The organism is Xanthomonas prunicola (assembly GCF_025266575.1).
Lineage (GTDB): Bacteria > Pseudomonadota > Gammaproteobacteria > Xanthomonadales > Xanthomonadaceae > Xanthomonas > Xanthomonas prunicola.
On the sequence record NZ_CP096142.1, the window covers coordinates 1,755,687 to 1,773,305 of the forward strand.

Genomic DNA, 17,619 nt, shown 5'->3' on the forward strand with positions numbered 1-17,619 from the left:
CGACCCAACCGTGACGGACACCCGAAGGTGCCGACTCCAGGCGTTCTCGTCCGCCCCCCCTACTTGGCAACGAGCGGCTGCATCGCGCAGCCGCTCGGCATCCCTCACATCTTGAAATTCAGGCTCAGCATGAAGGAGCGGCCGTTCTTGTAGATGTAGTACGGCTGGTTCTTGTTGCCGATGTAGCTGAAGTAGGTTTCGTCCAGCAGGTTGGTGGCTTCCAGCGCCACGCGTAGCCGCTCGGTGGCCTGATAGCCGAACGAAGCATCGACCTGGGTGAAGGCATCGGTCATCTGCTGGCCATTGAGCCGACCGATCTGGGTGAAGTATTCCGAGCGCCAGCCCAGATTGACGCGCGCACTCCACTTGCCCTGCTCGTAGTACGGGCTGATGTTGTACGCATTGCGCGAGTTGTACGGCAGGCTGTAGTCGCCATCGGTGCTGGAATCGGAATAGGTGTAGTTGGCCACCACGCCGAAGCCATTGCCGAAATTGTGCTGCAGATTGAGCGCCACACCGCGCACCTTGGCATCGCCGGCATTGGTGGGCACCGATGTCTGATACGTGCTCGCCCCGCCAGTAGCGTTGTTGAAGAAGACGCGATCCTGCACGGTGGTCAGGATGTAGTTGGAAATGTCGCGCGAGAAGAATTCACCACTGAGCAAGCTGCTGTCGGAGAAATACCACTCCAGCGATGCGCCGAGGTTGGTCGACTCGTACGGGCTCAGACCCGGGTTACCCGTCGACGCGGTCAGCGTAGTGTCGTCGGTTGCCACATATGGGGTCATGTTGGTGTAGCGCGGCCGCGCGATCACCTTGGAAGCAGCAAAGCGCAGCATCAGGTCGTCGCGCAGGTCGTAGGCAATGTTGAACGAAGGCAGCCATTTGCCGTAGCTGCTAAGGTAATTGACCGGCGTGTAGCCGCCGCCCGGCGCATAGCTGTAACCATCGGTGGAATCGCGCGAATGCACATAGCGCACACCGATGTTGCCGCGATAACGCTCGCCGGAGAAGTTGCCCTGCAGGAACCACGCACGGTTTTGCTCTTCGATGCTGTAGTTGGCGGCATAGCTGATGGGCAACCCGTCATCGCCTTCCAATCCGTTGATATACCGACTGATCGCACCGCTGTTGATGGTCGACCAACGTTGCATGTCGGCGCTGGTCGATAGCCCATCCAGATAGCCGGACGGCGTGGTGCCCGGCGAGAATGCCGCCAGCGTACTGCCATCGTTCGGGGCCCAGGTGCGGCTGTAGGACGACTGCCCGGTGGCATGATTGGTGAGCTTGATGCCGGTGAGGATCTGCGTAAAGGGCCCCCACTCCACCGCATGATCGAAATCCAGCTGCAGATAGCGCTCTTTGTCGTACTGCGGGCTGTGGCTGGCCGAGGCATTGTTGAGTTGCATCGCTGCCGCATTGGTGGGGTCGGTGCTGTAGTCCATCGCGGTACGACGCCCGTCGATGTTGTAGCTGTACCCGGCAAGATTGCGGAACTGGATGCCGTAGATGCGCTCGGCACCGCCTTGCGAGCTGGTGTAGCCCACCTGGCTCGACGCATTCCAGCCATCGCCATGCCAGTCGGCACGCAAATGGATGCTGCCGGTGGTGACATCGCTGTTGCGCAGGTAGCCGTCCAGATAGGTGTTGGACTGGTCGCCGAAGGTGCCCGAAGTGGCCACGCCGTTTTCGAAGCCCAATGCCTGTGCGTCGCCGGGATTGGAGCCCCAATAGCCGTAACGGCTCTGGTTGTAATTGTCGAAACTCTCCTTGACGTACAGACCGGTCAGGTTGAGCTCGAAATCGCTATCGGGTTTCCATTGCAGCGCTGCGCTGACGCCATCGCGCTTGCGCGTCTGCTGAAACAACGCGGTGTTGATCGAGGTGGGAAACACACCGGTGTTGTTGCCCACCACTGCAGGCGGAAACGCTGCGCCTGCGACATTGTCGTAGCCAAAGATTTCCACGCCATCGCGGCGCAGCACCCGCTGGGAATGCATCACCGAGGTGAGCAGGCCCAAGGTTTCGTCCTGGTTCTTCCAGCTATACAGCGCCGATGCGTTGGGCTTGCCTTCTTCAGACCGGTCGTTATAGCCGTAGCTCACCGTGCCAGTCAGCGCATTGCGCTCCAGATCCAGCGGTTTGCGCGTATGCACGATCACCGTGCCGCCGATGGACCCTTCGTCGATGCGCGCTTCCGGCGTCTTGTAGACCTCCATCAGCCCCACCACTTCCGGCGCCAGCGTGCTGTAGTTGAACGAGCGGCTGTCCGGGTCGTTGGGGTCGCCGCCCCAACTGGTGGAGGCAATGGTCTGGCCATTGAGCAGCACGCGGTTGAGCGCCGGGTCGGTGCCGAGAATACTGACCTTCTCGCCTTCGCCGAACTGGCGGTCGACGGTGATGCCCGAGAGCCGCGACAGCGACTCGGCGACGTTGGTGTCGGGGAATTTGCCGATGTCTTCGGCGCTGATCGCATCGACGATCGCATCGGCATTGCGCTTGACGTTGAGCGCCTTGCCCAGGCTGGCCTGATAGCCCACCACCTTGATTTCGTCCAGCGTGGATACCGAGGGACTGGCCGGCGCCTGTTCCTGCACAGATGCGGGTGCGGATTGCTGTTGTGAGGGCGCTGGTACGGGCGGTTGCTGTGCAGACGCCGGCAGCGCCATCGCGCCACCAACCCCTACGCCACCGATCAGCAAGCCGCGGAGCGCCGCGCTCAATGGCGCGCGTAGTGGCGACTGCCTATGGACCGCATTGCCCGAAACAACGCCACGCGCCTGCAGGGCGTTGGCTGCAACGGCGCTCGGAAAACGCCATCTACTTGCGACCTGCGACGTTGCGCAGGGACGATCATGCGCCTGCATCGGCTGCGCAGTGGCTGTGCGGATTGATTCAACAGACAACGGAAACAAACGGGGAAACAGCATTGTGTTGACCTCGTGGCTGATACGTCAGGTCGCAACCCTCAAGTTGCACTAGGACGCGCGATGCACGCGCCATGCCACGATCCGTCCCCTGTGCCGGACCGCAGCAAGCGATCCGCGCCGCCTTTGCCGCGCAAGGATCGAAACACCAGTCGATGCAGATCGGCCGGCGGTGGATTGATGGAACGGAAGACACTCCTGATCACTGATAACGTTATCAGTGAAGATGCCCTCCACCATGGGCACTGTCAACCTGACGCTTCCAGCGGGCGAGTTCAGACAAGAAGCATTACTTGCGTTGGCCACGACGGACCACTAGCGTGATTCTTGCGCGATGGCACGATAGAACCATGCTACTGCCACGTTCCAGGTTGCCCAGCGCCGCCTGGACCCAGCGCCGACCTGGCGGTGCGGTTGCCGCACCGCCAGCAAGGATGTCGAACGTGGCGTGCGCTCGGCCGGGATCCTCAACAAGAAGGGAGCCAGGCGACCGGGTCAGCAGGCCCACTGCCTGCGCGGTGCTCCGATGGCGGCAACCGGCGGACGTGCAGGGAGAGTGCGGGGATAATGTCGATGTCGGCTTGTCGGCCTTGCTCGTGGCACGTCTGCCTGGTCGATGCACGTCAGCTGCATCTCTTGCATCCGTGGCCCGCAGCGTTGGCCGGGGCATCGTCGAAGCTGCGGGTGAGCATCGTTGCGCGCGCCCGTACCAGGGGCTGATAGCCGCCGAAATTTTCAGTATTCAGCGTTTTCCTACTGCACCTGGTCGCACAAGATGCCGATCGTGATGATGTACCGGAGTCTTGTGCCTATGGTTGTCGCTGCGATCACCGCGAGCGGGCGGCTGCGCGGATCGTGTCGACCGACCAGCAACGACGCCTGGAACCTCGCCAATGGATGACGACTGTCTGCATTGCAGCCCAGTCTTGCGCGGTCACCGGACACCTTGCCAAGCGAACCGGCCATGTCGTCGCCATCGCCATACCAATCACCCAGTGCGTGCTTCCGGCGATGACGCCATCAGCAAGCCTCAGCGTCGCCGAGAATCAGACCGTTGCAGCAATAATTGCCGGACCTTCTTTAACTTTGTGGAATTTACATCTGTAAAAATGTATTCGTGCACACATTGACGGCGCGGTCGTTCACTTCCAGAACGATATCCGGCCAGGTATCTGCATGCAGACGAAGCGAACGCACAGCTTGCCCATACTTGCAAGCCGGACCTGGTGCGCTCATCGCTACGCTCGCCCCCCTTGCGCACGATCCGCGAAATGATGCTGCGTTGCCTGCCTCTCCGCAGAACCGGCACCAACGAATGACACAGGAGGTCAGAACCTGACGCGCCTCATGCCCGGCATGCGTCGCCCCTAAATCACCACCCGCGACAGAAAACGGTCGCAAGGCCCCACCACGGTCATCGCCAGCTCGAATCGAAGGCCATGAACGACAAAAATATGGCGCAAAACCGCCGTATTCGATGCGATACCGGGCGAAAAGCGCGATAAACATCGGAATGTCGCAACTGGCACATATTTTGCTTTTTTTCCGATCCTTCAATTCGCAAGATAGCGGCGCTTGGAATCTTCATGACTGTCAGAAAATTCCCGCTCGCTGTCTGCGTATGCCTGACATGCGCCACGGTGACGCCCAGGGGACACGCAGCCACCTCAAGCCTGGGCGCGTCGCGTGCCGACCGGCTTGCCGAGATCAGCCGTTACCGCGATCAGGCTCGCTGGATCGACGCACTCGCCGCGGTCGAGCGAGCCCAATCGGAACAATCCGACGACGCCCTGCTGTACAAGCTGCAGACGCTGACGCTGAGCGACATCGGCAATGCCTGGCTCGCCTGGCAGTTGTGCAAGGCGCGCCCGGACCTGTTTGACCAGGACCAGAAAGCGCACCTGGAGTCGAACTACCTGGCCAAGCTGGTGAACTGGAGTCTGGCCTATGGCGAAAGCGAAGACACCCGTCTGACCGAGGCCGAAGACGCGCTGGCGCAGATGGAGCAGTACGTGCAGCGCGAGGCCCGCCCGCCGGCACAGGTACCACTGCGCATCCGCATGGATCGCCTGATCCTACTCAACCGTCTGGGCAGGCATTCCCAGGTGCGCGACGAAGCCAACGCCCTGCAACGGGAAGGCCATTCCCTCCCCGACTATGTGCTGCCGGCGGTGAGCGATTCGACGATGGCGACCCGGCACCCGGCCGAAGCGATCCCACTGCTGAAAACCGTCCTGAAGAACGACCCGGGGCGCTCCCAGTCACGCTCGCAGCTTGTCTACGCATACTTGGAGACCGAACAGGCGGAACAAGCAATCGACTACCTGCAATCCTGGAAGAAGGACGAGCCAGCGTGGCGCTGGGGCGGCGGCAAGAGCCGCTATGCCAACTGGGCCCGTTACGAAGCCGACCTGAACATGGCCATGATCCACGCCTACAGCGGCGACCTGCCCACCGCGCAGCGGGCGCTGGAAGGCCTGCTGGCGGTCGGCCCCGGCAACGGCGGCCTGCAGACCGCACTGGGCAGTGTGTATCAGATGCGTGGTTGGCCACGTCGGGCGCTGGAACGGCATCAGATGGCCTACACGCTGGACCCGCGCGATGTATCGCCACGGATCGGCATGTACGAATCCTATATCCAATTGCAGCGCGACGACCTGGCCCGCCCCCTGCACGACAGCCTGCTCGCCCGCTATCCCAACCAGCCTTCCGTGCTGCACATGGACCGCGACTGGCGCGCCCACGGTGGCTGGCAACTACAGGCCGCCGCCGAAGGCAGCCACAGTTCGAGCGGCGGCGGGAACTCGCCACTGGGCAATAACGACCAGCACTACAGCATGGAAGCGGACTCGCCGATCCTGGACGACCGCTGGCGTCTGTTCGCCTCCGCCGACCGGCGCTCTGTCACCTTCCAGAACCGCTACATCGATCCCTTGTGGCTCAGTGGCGGCGTGCGCTATCGCTTCGGTCACATTGATGCCGAAGCCGCCATGGCGCATCCCAGCGACAACATCGGAGAGGCCGGCCTGCGCGCCAGTGTGGGCTGGCAGTTCAACGACCAGTGGCATGCCCGCATGGCCGCCGCACGCAACGATGCCGAAGCCTCCATGCAGGCGCGCATTTCGGGCATCACCGCCGACAGTGTGGCGCTGGCCCTGGACTACACCCGGGACGAACGCATGCACTGGCGGCTGGGCGGCAGTCAGTTCCGCTACGACGACGGCAACCGCCGCGACACCATCAGCAGCGCCATCGAGCAGCGGCTACTGAGCCAGCCACGCCTGCTCATCGATGGCGTGGGCAGCGTCTACGCCAGCCGCGGCAGTCGCGATGATGCGCCCTATTTCAACCCTTCGCATGACCGCTCGATGGAGCTCGGTCTGCGCATCAACCAGCAGCTATGGCGCCACTACGAACGCGGCTTCCGCCAGCGCCTGACCGTCTCGGTGGGAGACTACTGGCAGCAGCGGTACGGCAGCTCGCTGATTCCCAGCGTGGCCTATCGCCACGAATGGCAGCTCGGCCAGGGCCGGACATTTGAATACGGTGCGAGTTGGTCACGTCCGGTCTATGACGGCCGGCGCGAACGTCATCTCGGCGTCGATGCCGCAATGCACTGGGGAGAGTGAGATGGAAATAACGCTTCGCAATCTGATGCGCGTACTTGTGTTGGGTCTGCTGATGTCGATCCTGCCCGTGCAGGCCAAGTCGCCGGTCGACCCGGATGCCGTCGACAATGGCCTGCTGGTCCTGAGCTACCACGACATCCGCGACGATGTGCGCGAGAAGGCCGATGCCGATGCCTATGCAGTCAGCACCCAGAACTTCGCCGCGCACCTGGACTGGCTGTCGGCGCACGACTACCACCCCATTTCGCTCTCGCAACTGATCAAGGCCTCGCAGGGCAAAGCCAAACTGCCGCCGCGGGCGGTGCTGCTCACCTTCGACGACGGACTGCGCAGCATGTACACCCGCGTCTATCCGCTACTGCGCGCCTATCACTATCCGGCGCTGGTGGCGGTGATCACCGACTACGTGGACATGGCGCCTGATCGCACCATCGACTATGGCTACCGCCCGTTCGGCCACGACGATTTCCTCACCTGGGACCAATTGCGCGAGATGCGGGCCAGCGGCCTGATCGAAGTGGCCAGCCATACCGACAACCTGCATCACGGCGTGCAGTCCAATCCGTACGGTAACCAGGCCCCCGCGGTGAATACCCGGATCTACGACCCCACGACACAACGTTACGAGGACGTCGGGCAATACGCCGAGCGCCTGCGCCAGGACCTCGGCCGCAGCGTGCAACGCATCGAGCATGAGCTGGGCGTGCGCCCACGGGCGATCGTGTGGCCATATGCGGCCTACAACCAGATGAGCAACGACATCGCCGAGCAACTCGGCATGCCGGTCTCCTTCGATCTGGAAGGCCGTAGCACGCCGGTCACTCACGACCTGCATGGCCTGGCGCGCCTGCTGGTGACCAACAATCCGACCGTGACAGGACTGGCGTTCGAACTACGTCGCAACCCTGCACTGGATGGAACCCGCGCGCTGCAGATCGATCTCGATTCGCTCTACGACAGCGATCCGGCGCAGCAGGCCCGCAACCTGGACACGCTGATCGACAGGGTCAAACGCATCGGCCCGACCCACGTCTATCTGCAGGCCTTCGCCGATCCGGACGGTAACAACACCGCCAGTGCGCTGTACTTCCCCAATCGGCACATGCCGATGCGCGAGGATCTGTTCAATCGCGTCGCCTGGCAGTTGAAGACCCGTGCCGGAGTGAAGGTCTACGCCTGGCTGCCGGTGCTCGGCTATGAACTGCCCGACCCGAAGCAACGCGAGGCACTGCGCATCCACAGTACCGAACGCGACGGCATGTACCGCCTGGATTTCACCAACCCGCAGGCGCGGCAGATCATCAAGGACATCTACGAAGACCTGGCCATCAACTCGTACATGGAGGGCATTTTGTTCCATGACGATGGCTACCTGCGCGACACCGAATTACCGCAGTTACCGCGGGAAGGCCACGACGGTCTCCGCACCCAGGCGCTGATCGACTTCACCATGGAACTGCGCGACAGCGCGCAACGCTGGCGGCCGAAGCTGGGCACGGTGCGCAATCTTTACGCACAACCGGTCCTGCAACCGCAGAGCGCGGCCTGGTTCGCCCAACGCCTGGATCTGTTCAACCGGGCCTATGACCGTACCGCCCTGATGGCCATGCCGTGGATGGAAGGCAGCCACGACCCGGAACGCTGGCTGGACACTCTGGTGGCGGCCGTCCGCGCGCAAGACCCGGAAATGAGACACACCCTGTTCGAACTGCAGACGGTGGACTGGCACACCAAGACGCCGATCAGCGGCGAGCGCCTGATCGCGCAGATCCACCGCCTGCAGTCACAGGGCGTGCGCCATTTTGCGTGGTATCCGGATGACTTCATCGGCAACAGGCCGTCGACGGAGGACGCACGCGCGGCGATGTCCGCACGCAACTTCCCTTACCCGGACAAGTGACATGGACACGTCCGCATGGCTGTACGGCCTGTTCCAGTTCGCCTTCTTCTATCCGATCATGATGGCGTTCTTCTGGATCTCCGGCGGCCTGTACTACTTCTTCCGACGCGAACGGAAGTCGCGGCCACGCAACGACCCACCACCAATGGGCCAGTACCCTTCCGCCAGCCTGCTGATTCCCTGCCACAACGAATCGGACAATCTGGACGACACCATCGGCAGCGCACTGGCCCAGCGCTACCCGGACTTCGAGGTGATCGCCATCAACGATGGCAGCCGCGACGATACCGGCCCGCGCCTGGACATACTGGCGGCACGGCATCCGCGTCTGCGCGTGATCCACCTGAACCGCAACCTGGGCAAGGCCAACGCGCTGCGCATGGGTGCGCTGGCAGCGCGCTCGGAGTACCTGATCTGCATCGATGGCGATGCGATGCTGGAAGAATTCGCCATGCACTGGATGGTCTGGCACCTGTCCAGCGGTCCACGAGTGGGCGCGGTGACCGGCAATCCCCGCATCCGCAATCGCTCGACCCTGCTAGGCCGGCTGCAGGTGGCCGAGTTCTCCTCGATCATCGGCATGATCAAGCGCGCGCAACGCGTCTACGGCCGCATTTTCACCGTGTCGGGCGTGATCGCGGGATTCCGTCGCACCGCGCTGCACCGCATCGGCTACTGGGCCGACGACATGATGACCGAGGACATCGACATCAGCTGGCGCTTGCAGCTGGATCACTGGGACATCCGTTACGAGCCCAATGCGCTGTGCTTCATCCTGATGCCGGAAACCCTCGAGGGCTTGTGGCGGCAGCGCCTGCGCTGGGCCCAGGGAGGCGTGGAGGTGCTGCTGCGCCATGGCCGCTCCCTGTTCAGTTGGCGCAAACGACGCATGTGGGGCGTGCTGCTGGAATACATTCTGAGCGTCCTGTGGGCTTACAGCATCGTGTTGATCGCGGTCCTGTGGGCGCCACGCCAGTTCTTTGCGCTGCCGACAGCGGTAAGCATCCACGGACTACTGCCGCAGTGGCACGGGGCGGCCATGGTGCTGGTCTGCCTGTTGCAGTTCGCCAGCAGTCTGATCATCGACCGTCGCTACGAAAAACGAATTGGCCGCAACTATTTCTGGGTGATCTGGTACCCAATCGCATACTGGTTGCTCAGCCTGTGCACGACTGTGGTCGCCTTGCCCAAGACCCTGCTCAAGCGCCGCGGCAAGCGCGCAATCTGGGTCAGCCCAGACCGGGGAATCCGATGAAAGCCCCCCACACGGACGCGACCAAGCCTGAAACGGAGCGCTTCAATTCGCACTTGATACGGAAACCGCATCAGCAGTCGCTTCTGCAACGTGTCGCCTGGAGCATTCTGACCCTGGCCGGCTGGGGCATCTATCTCTCGCTGTGGGCACCGCTGGCGTCCACGCTCTGGGAACTGTTGAACGGACGACTGACCTGGGCGCAAGCGCACGGACAGGATCGATACCTGGACCCGTTCATGGTCGTGGCGCTACCGGGCCTGCTGATCTGCTGTCCCGCGTTGCTGATCGGATGGGCCGAATACAACCGCCTCCGCTTCAGCGGTGAGGAGCGCCGTACGGCGTTGACGAATGTGGAGCGCAGTGAGATCGCCCGTTGCCTTGGCGCGAGCCAGGCGCTGGCCGAGCAACTGGCCACAGCCAAGGCGGTGACCCTGCATATGGACGAACATGCACGACCGGTTGGCATGACCATGCAGGCGCTCCCGCCACCGCATCACGACCCCCGCACCGGCAGCGGATCGGTCGTGCCGTCTCAGTGGCGCACCAGTCCATCGCGCCGCAGCCCGCAACGCGCCGCAGCAAGGAAGTCCAGACCCAGCGGACGTAACGTGCAAAGGGCGGAGTCGGGATGCCGATCTCCGTTGTCCAGGCCGAGCGCTCCGGCATCGGAGCAGCACGAGCAGGCATGCACCACCGCCGCGCGCCGCCAGCGCCCCCCTCAGCATTGGCGGTATCGGCGGCAGCACCGAGCTCAGTGCAGTCCGAACCATAGCGGCGGATATGCGCGCGCGCCGCTCCCTGATCCGGCACCATCATGATCGCCAGCAAGCACGTCGCCGAGCACGTCCATGCCCTATGACCACGTGTTGGGTGCACTGACCAGAGCGAGCGACAGCCGAGCTCGTACGCGACGGCTGCGTCGCCTGCCAGCGCGCGCAGCTGTCCGTCCTTCGGATTTAGAGCGGCTAACAAAACGTAGCGAGCAGCCGTCAGGTGGGCGCGGACGGCGCGCAGGAACCGGAGTGTACGAGTGGTACATGCCGATTCCGAGCACCGGCCGCGCCCGCCTGGGGGCTGCGCAGTAGTTTTGCTAGCTGCTCTTAGTCGCGCTGCCCAGCGATCCAGGTGCCCAGCACCTGCACGTCGGCATCCACCAGCACTAGGTCGGCCTGGTAGCCTGGCGCGATGCGGCCGAGACGTTCGCCAAGGCCGATGCATTGCGCGGGGTAGGTCGAGGCCATGCGTGCGGCTTCGGCCAGATCCACGCCCAGCCATTGCACGCTGTTGCGGACTGCGGTGGCCATGTCCAATGCCGACCCTGCGAGCGCACCGTCCGCATTGCGCACCACCCCATCGACAGCAGTGATGCTTTGGCCATACAGATCGAAGCTGGGGCTGTCGGCGCCGACCATCGGCATGGCGTCGGTGACCAACAGCACCTTGCCGCGCGGTTTGGCCGCCAGCGCCACACGCAGGCTGGCCGGATGCACGTGCACGCCATCGACGATGACGCCACACCACACCTGCGAGTTTTCCAACGCGGCGCCGACAGCGTTGGGCTCGCGCCCGGCCAGCTGCGACATCGCGTTGTACACGTGCGTAAATCCGCTCACCCCGGCAGCGATGCCGTCGCGTGCCTGCTCGTAGGTCGCCGCGGTGTGACCTGCGAACACGATCGCGCCGCCGGCAACGAAGGCACGAATATCATCCAGCGGCACGCGCTCGGGTGCGAGCGTGATCAAGGTGACGCCGTTGTCCAGCGACGTGTCGATGGCAATCTCGTGCGCGTCAGGCAACCGAAACTTGTGTTCGTCATGCGTGCCCTTGCGTGCAGGACTGAGGTACGGGCCTTCCAGATGGATGCCGAGCACGCCGGGGACGCCTTGCGCGATGGCTGCGCGGGTGGCCTCGATCGCTTCGGCCATCACCTGCGCGGTGTCGCTGATCAGCGTCGGCAGCATGCCCGTCGTGCCGAAGCGGCGATGCGCCGCGGCAATCGTGGCCAGCGCCTGCGGGTCGCGCGCATTGTTGAACAGCACCCCGCCGCCGCCATTGACCTGGATGTCGATGAAGCCAGGCAGCAAGGTCGCGCCGCCCAGATCCACGCGCGTTGCGGTCTGCGCGACGCGTACGTCGTCGGCCGGCACGATCGCCTGGATCTGCGCACCGTCCAGCAGCACGACCAGGCCATCCTGCAGGCCGTCATCGGTGAGTACGCGCGCATTGCACAATGCCTGAGTACGGGAAGCATCCATGTTCAAACGGTTTCCGTGACCTTGTTCAAGTGCGGCGGAAGATCGGGATTGTTGCCGCGCTGCAGCGCCAGTGCATTGATCGCACGATAGAAGCTCTGCACGGTCAGCAGCGGCGCACACGCCGGATGCGCGGCCTCTGCCAGCGGCAAATCGCCGCCGGGCGCGGCCAGCCACACCTGCGCGCCCCGCGCGCGGAATTCTTCGGCCAGTGCGCGGGTGCCGGCACCGGTCTCGTCAGGCTGCTCGAACACCAGCACCGGGAAGCCCGGCCCCACGAGGGCCATGGGCCCGTGTTTGACCTCGGCCGAGCTATAGGCCTCGGCATGCAGGCCGCAGGTTTCCTTGAACTTCAATGCCGCTTCCTGCGCCGCGCCCAGGCCCAGGCCGCGGCCGAGCACGAACAGGTTGTGTGCAGGCACCAAGCCAGCGGTGAGTGCCGACCAATCGGCCTGCCAAGCGCTGCGCAACTGCTGCGGCAATGCATCGAGCGCGGCAAGCAACGTTGGGTCGTTCTTCCACACTGCGCCCAGTTGCAGGACTGCTGCCAGCGAGGCGAGATAGCTCTTGGTGGCGGCCACGCTTTTTTCCGGGCCGGCGCCCAGCGGAATCACCACTTCGGCCAGCTGCGCAAGCGGCGAATCTTCCACATTGACCAGGGCGACCACGCGCGCGCCGGCGGCCTTGGCGGCTTCGGCATTGCGCAGCAGATCGGGACTTTTGCCCGATTGCGAAATCACGATGTACAGCGCACCACGCAGTTGCAGCGGCGCTGCGTACACCGAGCCCACCGATGGCGATGCGGAGGCGGTGACGATGCCGAGTTGCGTCTCGAACAGGTATTTGGCATAGGTCGCGGCGTGATCGGAGCTGCCGCGCGCGCAAGTCACCACGAACGGCGGCGGGTTATCACGCAACGATTGCGCAAGCGCAGCGATGGTGCTGGCGTTACGCGCGAACTGTGCAGCAACCACATCGGCGGTCTGCGCCGCTTCGCGGAACATCAAGGTGTCGGTTTCGGTGGGAAGGCTCATCGTGGCTCAGGCGGATTCGGGGGGAAGGAGTTTGCCGGTGGACGCAGGCGCCGGCGCGGTAGAGCCGCGCACCACCAGTTGCGGCACGAAGCCACGGTTCTGCAATTGCGCGGGTTGGTCGTCGTAGGCATCGCTACGCAGCTGGCTGATCAACAGGCGTGCAGCATGCCGCGCGATGTCGTCGGTGGCCTGCTTGGCGGTGGTCAATGCCGGCCACGACTGCCGCGAAAACGGGCTGTCTTCGAAGCCGGCGATCGACAACTCATACGGCACGTTCATGCCAGTGGACTTGGCCGCGGCCAGCACGCCGGCGGCGATTTCGTCGTTGCTGCCGAAGATGGCGGTGGGCGGCTCGCGCAGCGACAGCAACCGACGCGCGCCACGGAAGCCATCGTCGAAGGTGTAGTCGCCGGGAATCACCAGGTGCTTGTCCAGCGCAATGCCATAGTCCTTCAACGCCGCCTCGTAGCCGGCATAGCGCTCGCCGCTGGAGCGATGCTGCGGGCCGCCCCACAGGAAGCCGATGCGTTGATGGCCGAGCTGGATCAGATGCTCGGTGATTTCATAGGCGGCATCGCGGTCGTCGATATACACGCACGGGCCGTCGCCCGGATCATCGGTCGAGGCGATGATGCGCACGCTCTTGATGCCGCGTGCCGCCAGGCCGGCGAGCAGTTCGGGGCGTTCGGACATCGGCGCGGTCAACACCACGCCTGCCAGACGCGAGCGCTGCACCCATTCGGCCAGTTCTTCGGCCAGCAACGGCGAGGTGGAATCGCAGGGATGGATCTGCAGGCCGAAGCCGGTTTCGCGGCACGCGGCCAGCACGCCGTTCTGGATGCCGATGATGTGGTACGGGTTGGGGTTGTCGTAGACCAGACCGATCACGAACGGCGTGCCGCTGCGCAGATTGCGCGCGGACGGATCGGGTTCGTAGTCGAGATCGGCGATGGCGCGCAGCACGCGCGCGCGCGTGGTTTGCATCACCGACGGCTCGTTGTTGATCACCCGCGACACGGTCTTCAACGAGACCTTGGCGCGTTCGGCGACATCTTTGATGGTGGGCCTGCGCATGGATGTACCTTGTCCGTCGGAACGCATCATGCCGCCGCGATCACTTGGCCTGAGCCGGCAGGCCCACGCGATGGCCGCGCAGCGAATAGAACAGGATGTACAGATAGCACGGCACCATCAGCGCAGCGAACACCACCTGGAAGTCGTAATGCTGTTTGAGAATGGCGAACAGCTGCGGAATGATCGCGCCGCCGGCAATGCCCATCACCAGCAGCGCCGACCCGATCTCGGTAAAGCGACCGAGGCCGCGAATGGCCAGCGGAAAGATCGCCGGCCACATCATCGCGTTGGCGAAGCCCAGCGCGGCGACGAAGCCCACCGACACATAGCCGTGTGTGAGCAAGGCACCGAGCGAGAACAGCACGCCCAGCACGGCCGACACGCTCAGGTAGCGCGCCTGCGAGATCACACGCGGAATCAGCACCAGGCCGGCGATATAGCCCAGCAACATCGCGCCCAACGTGTAGGAGGTGAAGATCTTGGTGCTGTCCAGCGGCAGATCGAAGCCGTGGCCGTAGGTGCCGATGGCATCGCCAGCCATCACTTCCACGCCCACATAGACGAACAGACACAGCACGCCCAGCCACAAATGCGGGAACTGGAAGATGCTGGATTTCTGCACGCCGGCCTTGGTGCCCGGCGTGGCATTGGCTTCGGAGGCCTTGAGCTCCGGCAGCGGCGAGAACAGGACGCCGATGGCCAGCAGCAACAGCACCCCGGACATCACCAGATACGGTGCGTGGATTTGCGCAGCAAACGCAGTCAGCAGGGTTTCCTTGGTTGCCGCGTCGGCACTGGCCACCTGCGCGGACAGATCGCCAATGCCGTGCAGCACCAGCGAGCCGATCAGGATCGGCGCCAGGATGCCGGCGATCTTGTTGCAGATGCCCATCAAGGCGATGCGGCGCGCGGCGCTTTCGATTGGCCCGAGAATGCTGATGTACGGGTTGATCGCCGTCTGTAGCAACGCCAGGCCGCTACCGATCACGAACAGGCCGCCCAGCGCGCCCGGATACCAGCGCTGCGTCGCGAACTGGCCGAAGCCTGCTGCGCCAACAGCCATCACCACCAGACTCAGTGCCAGGCCTTTCTTCATGCCGGTGCGCTTGAGAATCCACGACGAAGGCAAGGCCAGAAAGAAGTACGACAGGTAGAACACCATCAGCACCAGGAAGGCATTGACCTCGTTGAGGTCGAACGCCAGCCGCACGAAGGTGATCAGCGGCCCGTTGATCCAGGTGAAAAAGCCGATGATGAAAAACAGCGCGCCGACGATGGCGATCGAGACAACGGGATTTGCAGGCCTGGCGGTAGTCATGGATCGGCTGGCTCTATAGGTTGTCGTAAGGAATGCCGTCGGCGTCAGCGGCGCAGTTCGGCGACGAAATCGTAGAAATCGTTATGGCAATAGGTATCGGTCAATTCGATCGCGCTGCCGTCGCGCGCATAGCCCACGCGCACTACGTGCAGAATCGCCTCGCCGGTTTTCATGCGCAGGTGTTCGGCCAACCGCGCCGGCAAATTGATGGCGCGGAAGTATTGCAGCGCGCGTACCACCGGCGTGCCCTGCGCATCCAGATAGCTATAGAGCGAATCGCCGATCTGCTGCGGGTCGGCGACGATGCGTTGCGGCAATACCGCATGTTCGTAGGCCATCACGCGGTCGTCGGCACTGCGCAGACGCGTCAGCGAGGCCACCGCCGCATCCGGCGACAAGCCCAGCCGCAAGATCTCTTCGCCATGTGCCGGGCGTAGCCGCCGCTCCAGCCAGCGCGTGCCGGGCTCATAGCCCTTGATGCGCAGCGTTTCGCTGAAGCTGGTCAAGCCGCTGAGCTGATGCTGGATCTGGGTGGTGACGAAGGTGCCGGCGCCCTGCCGGCGCGAGACCAGGCCCTGTTCGACCAGCACATCCACCGCTTGGCGCAGGGTGACCCGCGAGATTTGCAGCCGCTCGCACAGCTGGCGCTCGGCCGGCAGCGCCTCGCCGGCTTTCCACTGACCGCCACGGATGGCGTCGGTGAGCTTGGCGGCCAATTGCAGATACAGCGGTGTCGGCGCGGAAGCCTCCAGCGCCAGCGCATCCATCCTGGGGTCGTCGTCCGTCCTGGCGTTGGTTCTCGGTTTGGCCATGCCCGTCCTCCGGACCGACGTAGATTTGTTAGGTCCAATATAGTACCAATTTGCCCCGCGCGCACCAGGCCGTGGATGACCGCGAACGTGGGCGACAGCGTGCCCTGCGGTGCCACGACGCGTAAACCGCATCGGCTTGGTCGGCGTCGTGCAGGCGTGGACAGAGCGGGTCAGCGCATTGCAACCCGGCGCATCGCCGGGTTGGCGGTGCCGTCACAGCCGCAGATACCAGCGCCGCCGATCCATCCACCACCCCACGGCGCAGCACACCAGCGTGTAGCTCAGTGCGCACAGCAGCGAACCAAATGGACCCGGCGCAATGGTCTGGAACACGCGGGTCCCGGCCCAGGCATACAGGTCCAGGCCGGAGCTGCCGGCCGGGATCAGCCGCAACACCACCACGAACAATTCGGAGAACAGGTAGATCGCCAACGGGTTGCGCCCCAGCACGGTGAACAAGCCGCTGCCGCCGATCCAGCCGCGCAACTCCAGCAGGTACACCAGGACGCCCAGCGCCAGTAGATCCAGGCCGACCGTGCAGGCGACAAACGACCCGCTCCAGAGTTTCTTCGACAATGGCCAGGCGGGCGCCCAAAGCAGCGCCAGCAGCACCAGACCCACGCCAGCCAATAATAAAGTGCGCGTGCTGGCAATGGTCTTGCCGTATCGCTGCAGGAAGCGCCCACACAGATAACCGGCCAGCACGTTGACCGTGGCCGACAGCGTGCCGAGCAGGCCCTCAGGATCAAAGCCACCGTCCTTGCGATACAGATGCTCGCGCCCGTATAGCCACAGATCCAGGCGAGTGCCCGCATTGCCGGTCTTGCTCAACTCCGCGCCGGGTTGGCCGAAGACATACAACACTGCCCAATAGCCCAACAGCAGTGCTACGCAGGCGGGCGCAATGCCGCGTGGCGGCAGATAGCGCACCAGTAATGCCGCAGCCAGATAGCACAGGCCGATCCGCTGCAATACACCGGTCAGACGAAGTTGATCGACCGCCGTAAACGCCCATCCCCCATCGGGCTGCAGGTGGAAAAATGGAAACCAGTACATCAGCACACCGCACAGCACGATCAGCGCAGCGCGTTTGCTCACGCGTCCGAGGAACTGCAGATGTGGCGTGTTCGTTGCTAGCGCAAAACTCATCGCGCTACCAACGGCGAACAGGAACGAAGGAAACACCAGATCGGCCAACGTGAAGCCAAACCAGGCCGCGTGGGTCAGCTGCGCGTATGCCTGGGCGCCAGGCCCGGCGGTGTTGACCAGAATCATCAGGAAGATGGTCAGGCCGCGGAACACATCCAGCGAGAGGAAGCGTTCGCGCTTTGGTGGCGCGGTTGCAGTGGCAGCCGCGGGCGTGGGTGCGCTCATTGCACTCCCTCGCCCACGTCGTCGAGGTGGACGCAGCATGTGCA

At 63.8% G+C, this 17,619-nt stretch carries 10 protein-coding genes, 1 other RNA gene and 1 pseudogene; 4 read left to right on the forward strand and 8 right to left on the reverse strand.

Going from position 1 to position 17,619, the window contains the following annotated elements; translation table 11 throughout:
- Positions 1-104: 104 nt before the first annotated feature.
- Positions 105-2,669 (reverse strand): TonB-dependent receptor, encoded by a 2,565-nt coding sequence (locus tag M0D43_RS07570; protein ID WP_252164981.1) that lies wholly within the window; start codon positions 2,667-2,669, stop codon positions 105-107.
- Between the two features lie 1,844 nt (positions 2,670-4,513).
- Here M0D43_RS07570 and pgaA point away from each other — a divergent pair.
- The 4 genes and pseudogenes from pgaA to pgaD form a co-directional block, all read left to right on the forward strand.
- Positions 4,514-6,556 carry a poly-beta-1,6 N-acetyl-D-glucosamine export porin PgaA gene (gene pgaA / locus M0D43_RS07575; protein WP_252164155.1) on the forward strand — a complete coding sequence of 681 codons (2,043 nt, stop codon included), beginning with the start codon at positions 4,514-4,516 and terminating at the stop codon, positions 6,554-6,556.
- 1 nt (position 6,557) lies between these two features.
- Positions 6,558-8,456, forward strand: coding sequence for a poly-beta-1,6-N-acetyl-D-glucosamine N-deacetylase PgaB (gene pgaB, locus M0D43_RS07580; protein WP_252164156.1), 1,899 nt, complete (start codon positions 6,558-6,560; stop codon positions 8,454-8,456).
- Between the two features lies 1 nt (position 8,457).
- A complete protein-coding gene (gene pgaC / locus M0D43_RS07585; RefSeq protein ID WP_260808072.1) occupies positions 8,458-9,711 on the forward strand; it encodes a poly-beta-1,6-N-acetyl-D-glucosamine synthase in 1,254 nt (417 codons plus the stop codon).
- Positions 9,708-10,310 (forward strand): annotated as a pseudogene (pgaD, locus tag M0D43_RS07590) (poly-beta-1,6-N-acetyl-D-glucosamine biosynthesis protein PgaD); the annotation flags it as partial. The gene pgaC and the pseudogene pgaD, both read left to right, overlap by 4 nt.
- Positions 10,311-10,674: 364 nt before the next feature.
- Here the strand turns inward: pgaD and M0D43_RS07595 are convergent.
- The 7 genes from M0D43_RS07595 to M0D43_RS07625 all read right to left on the reverse strand — a co-directional run bounded on the left by M0D43_RS07595 (position 10,675) and on the right by M0D43_RS07625 (position 17,575).
- Positions 10,675-10,750: non-coding RNA, sX9 sRNA (locus M0D43_RS07595), on the reverse strand.
- 61 nt (positions 10,751-10,811) lie between these two features.
- Positions 10,812-11,966: an N-acetylglucosamine-6-phosphate deacetylase gene (nagA, locus tag M0D43_RS07600; RefSeq protein WP_252164158.1), complete on the reverse strand. Its 1,155-nt coding sequence runs from the start codon at positions 11,964-11,966 to the stop codon at positions 10,812-10,814.
- A gap of 2 nt (positions 11,967-11,968) precedes the next feature.
- Positions 11,969-12,997 (reverse strand): SIS domain-containing protein, encoded by a 1,029-nt coding sequence (locus M0D43_RS07605; protein WP_101362719.1) that lies wholly within the window; start codon positions 12,995-12,997, stop codon positions 11,969-11,971.
- A 6-nt stretch (positions 12,998-13,003) separates the two neighbouring features.
- Positions 13,004-14,071 carry a LacI family DNA-binding transcriptional regulator gene (locus M0D43_RS07610; protein ID WP_252164159.1) on the reverse strand — a complete coding sequence of 356 codons (1,068 nt, stop codon included), beginning with the start codon at positions 14,069-14,071 and terminating at the stop codon, positions 13,004-13,006.
- Between the two features lie 40 nt (positions 14,072-14,111).
- Positions 14,112-15,389 (reverse strand): sugar MFS transporter, encoded by a 1,278-nt coding sequence (locus M0D43_RS07615; protein WP_252164160.1) that lies wholly within the window; start codon positions 15,387-15,389, stop codon positions 14,112-14,114.
- Positions 15,390-15,433: 44 nt separating this feature from the next.
- Positions 15,434-16,156, reverse strand: a complete 723-nt coding sequence (locus M0D43_RS07620; protein WP_252164982.1) for a GntR family transcriptional regulator — start codon at positions 16,154-16,156, stop codon at positions 15,434-15,436.
- 258 nt (positions 16,157-16,414) lie between these two features.
- Positions 16,415-17,575 carry an acyltransferase family protein gene (locus M0D43_RS07625; protein WP_252164161.1) on the reverse strand — a complete coding sequence of 387 codons (1,161 nt, stop codon included), beginning with the start codon at positions 17,573-17,575 and terminating at the stop codon, positions 16,415-16,417.
- Between the last annotated feature and the right edge of the window lie 44 nt (positions 17,576-17,619).

Coding starts and splice junctions, on each gene's coding strand:
- M0D43_RS07570 (WP_252164981.1), bottom strand. CDS start 2,669: ATGGCGCTGCCGGCGTCTGCACAGCAACCGCCCGTACCAGCGCCCTCA.
- pgaA (WP_252164155.1), top strand. CDS start 4,514: ATGACTGTCAGAAAATTCCCGCTCGCTGTCTGCGTATGCCTGACATGC.
- pgaB (WP_252164156.1), top strand. CDS start 6,558: ATGGAAATAACGCTTCGCAATCTGATGCGCGTACTTGTGTTGGGTCTG.
- pgaC (WP_260808072.1), top strand. CDS start 8,458: ATGGACACGTCCGCATGGCTGTACGGCCTGTTCCAGTTCGCCTTCTTC.
- nagA (WP_252164158.1), bottom strand. CDS start 11,966: ATGGATGCTTCCCGTACTCAGGCATTGTGCAATGCGCGCGTACTCACC.
- M0D43_RS07605 (WP_101362719.1), bottom strand. CDS start 12,997: ATGAGCCTTCCCACCGAAACCGACACCTTGATGTTCCGCGAAGCGGCG.
- M0D43_RS07610 (WP_252164159.1), bottom strand. CDS start 14,071: ATGCGCAGGCCCACCATCAAAGATGTCGCCGAACGCGCCAAGGTCTCG.
- M0D43_RS07615 (WP_252164160.1), bottom strand. CDS start 15,389: ATGACTACCGCCAGGCCTGCAAATCCCGTTGTCTCGATCGCCATCGTC.
- M0D43_RS07620 (WP_252164982.1), bottom strand. CDS start 16,156: ATGGATGCGCTGGCGCTGGAGGCTTCCGCGCCGACACCGCTGTATCTG.
- M0D43_RS07625 (WP_252164161.1), bottom strand. CDS start 17,575: ATGAGCGCACCCACGCCCGCGGCTGCCACTGCAACCGCGCCACCAAAG.